Genomic DNA, 2,917 nt, shown 5'->3' on the forward strand with positions numbered 1-2,917 from the left:
CATCCGAAACCTCCGTCCAAGCCGGAGGCTTCTTTCGCACGTTCATTCGAATTCTGAAGCAAGGGTATCGGCTTCGCGCTTACCAAACGACAGCCGCGCCGCCCGGTTGATCGGTATCCGCTCCATTGCTCGACGTTCGACCATGGCGAGATTCTCCAATGAAGAGGTAACTTCCAATCAAGCCATCGCAGCGATCGCGATTGCACCTCTACAGAGTCAGTTTTCCGATCCCGCCGAGCCCGGAAAACGGCGATATCTGCACGTTGATCTGCACCGCCTAGGCTAACAAGCAGTATTTTGGCTCATTAAAATTAAACCGGATCGCGTGGTTAATCCGCCGACGTTGGTACCCACCTCACAAGCAAATGAAACCGGACACGTCTTTTCCACGATAATGAGGTATTTCACAGCACTTTCAGCGAACCTGAGCTACTACTAATTGAACTGAGTGATTTTACGTCCTCCGGCCTGACAATGGCGGTTTTTAAATAGTCATAGTAAGGCGCGCTGATGAGTAGGCCTGGTCAGGGGCACAACCGCATGACAGTTCTGCACGAACGCGTTTGGTTTCTAATATCTCAACTGACAGAGCTTCAGAACCCTCGCAGCCGGGTTGAGCAAGCCGAGGAACGAAGTCCGCAAACGTTCAAAAGTCACAGGTGTCTCGGCGATGCGTCGCCGATTGCGGCGACAGCGGCTTTTTGTTTTCTAGCCACACACCGTGGCGACGAACGTGCCGTAGGCTCGCAGCCACGAAGCATCAGAGATCTCTGGCCGAAAAAAGCGCCCGCGTTGACTTGTTCGGCTTTGGGTCAAAGGCAGCCCTCGGCAGCTTGCATGATCGGGTCGGCTCATCTCCCGGAAGCGGCCCTCGCAGCGCTCTAACTGAGGTCGGTCACGGGCCATGTGTGGAAGTCGTTCACACACTGGCTACTCGCAAGCCGAGCGAGACGGATCGCTCGGCTACAATTTAGTTATGGCAGCCCAGCAACGAGGCAAATGTCCGTGAGGTCTTCCCATTCGACGAGATTTGCGATGTCCGTGATGTGCGTGTCGAGATTTATGTCTCTGCTGAGGAGATGCGAGCGTTCTGCCAATCCCGTAAGCGTAAGCGCATAGACTTTGTGGCCCTGCTTTTCGAGCCTCTCGGTGACGCCAACACCAAGCTCCGTAAAAGGCTCCGCCAATAAGAACAAACGTCTTTTGCGCGGATTGAGCACGTGCGCTGCTGATGCTTGATGAAGTTACCGAGACCGCGCTTACTCCGGCCGCGAGACTGCCGATCAATCTGCGGCGGGTGACGTCTGACAAGGTCATGAATCAAAAAAATTGGGTACCATACGAGTGCAACAGTGTAATCGCCAAAACCGAACAAATGGAAGATGACTTCAGCGGCCTTCGAAGGAATATTTTTTTGACCGGTCACTGACTTCCGCCATGGGTCACAAGCGGCGGTCGGCGACAGCTCCAGCCGTGTCCGGTCCACCTCAAACGGCCGACCTTGCGCCGCCTCGGGTGTAGTCTTCAGCTCCGGGCCGACGTTGTAGGCAATCAGGTTGAGGAGGAAGTCGGGGGTGACGCGAGTTGGGCCTCGATGTTGGGTCTTTGCTCGCCTCGTGTTAGACATCGCCTGACCGACCAGGGAGAACAGCCATGACCGCCGAGTTCGATGAAGACCGCTTCAATATGGCTATCCGTAAATTTCTGAAGCATGTTGGAGTTACATCGCAGCGCGAAATCGAAAACCTAGTGCGCAGCGGGGCGGTGAAAGGTGGCCAGCTCAAACTGCGAATGACCCTGTCGGCTGAGGGAACGGCGCTGAAACATGTAGTCGAGGAAACAATCGCACTCTGACGATGTCCCGGCTGCCCCGGCATTGCCGGCCTGTTGGTGGAGCATTCAATCCTGTTGATTTCCAGCAACGACTGCTTTGGGTCATTTTCGACAGTTTTGGCACAGAGTGCGGGATGGTTGATGCCCGTTCCTGTCCAAAAGGCGCGTACCAGTGTCTGCCCATGAGCGTTGCGTCTGGCCGAATGGCCGTGATTCAAACTTCCGAACTGGAGCTCGAATTATGCGCTACGAACTCGCTGACTATGAATGGACCGCCATCAAGCCGATGCTGCCGAACAAGCCGCGTGGCGTCCCCCGGGCGAACGACAGACGGGTCCTGAATGGCATCTTCTGGATCCTTCGATCAGGAGCACCCTGGCGTGATCTGCCGGCGGCGTTTGGGCCATACACCACTTGCTACAACCGCTTCGTCAGGTGGCGGCGGGCTGGCGTCTGGGGCCGCATCGTAGAAGCGCTTGCCGCTGCCCATGATGCCGCTACCCAGATGATCGACACCTCCATGTCTGCGTACACATCAGCATGGAGCCTGCATTGCAAGGAACCAGCGCCAATCGATGGGAAGGTCCCGGGGCGGTTTGACGAGCAAAATCCATGCGGTGGTCGACAGCAATGGTCTGCCGGTACGGTTGGCGCTGAGCCCCGGTGAGACCAATCCGTTCGACTTGCCGGAAAACTGCTGTCTCGTCTGAAATCCGGGTCAATGTTGCTTGCGGACCGTGGCTATGACGCGGACTGGATCAGGGAGCTTGCCATGAAGAAGGGCGCGTGGGCCAACATCCCGCCGAAGAGCAATCGCAGCGATCCGATCTGCTTCAGCCCATATCTCTACCGCGCCCGCAACCGGGTTGAGCGGTTCTTCAACCGGATCAAACAATGTCGTCGGGTGGCGACGCGGTACGACAGGCTGGCCGCCAACTACCTTGCCTTCGTTCAGCTCGCGTCAATCAGGCTATGGCTGCGTTTTTATGAGTCCGCGTCTTAGCACTACTTTGGCAGAATGTGTTTTCGCCGCTGTTTTTCAAGGATTTGCTTTCGGCAATATGGGCACTGCTGGGGCGGCGGC

2 protein-coding genes and 1 pseudogene are annotated in these 2,917 nt (G+C 56.4%); all 3 read left to right on the forward strand.

Annotation, left to right across the window (positions count from 1 at the left end):
- The coding region (locus IVB32_RS03855; protein WP_247409877.1) for a hypothetical protein at positions 1-286 on the forward strand (286 nt) is incomplete at its 5' end.
- Between the two features lie 1,367 nt (positions 287-1,653).
- Entirely contained in the window at positions 1,654-1,854 is a 201-nt protein-coding gene (locus tag IVB32_RS03860) for a DUF6494 family protein (protein ID WP_085349977.1), read from the forward strand.
- 220 nt (positions 1,855-2,074) lie between these two features.
- Positions 2,075-2,836, forward strand: a pseudogene (locus tag IVB32_RS03865) (IS5 family transposase).
- Positions 2,837-2,917: the final 81 nt, after the last annotated feature.

Source organism: Bradyrhizobium sp. 23, from assembly GCF_023073295.1.
GTDB classification, from domain to species: domain Bacteria; phylum Pseudomonadota; class Alphaproteobacteria; order Rhizobiales; family Xanthobacteraceae; genus Bradyrhizobium; species Bradyrhizobium canariense_D.

Bases quoted from the DNA above. Each gene is read 5' to 3' on its own strand.
- IVB32_RS03860 (WP_085349977.1), top strand. From the start codon at position 1,654: ATGACCGCCGAGTTCGATGAAGACCGCTTCAATATGGCTATCCGTAAA.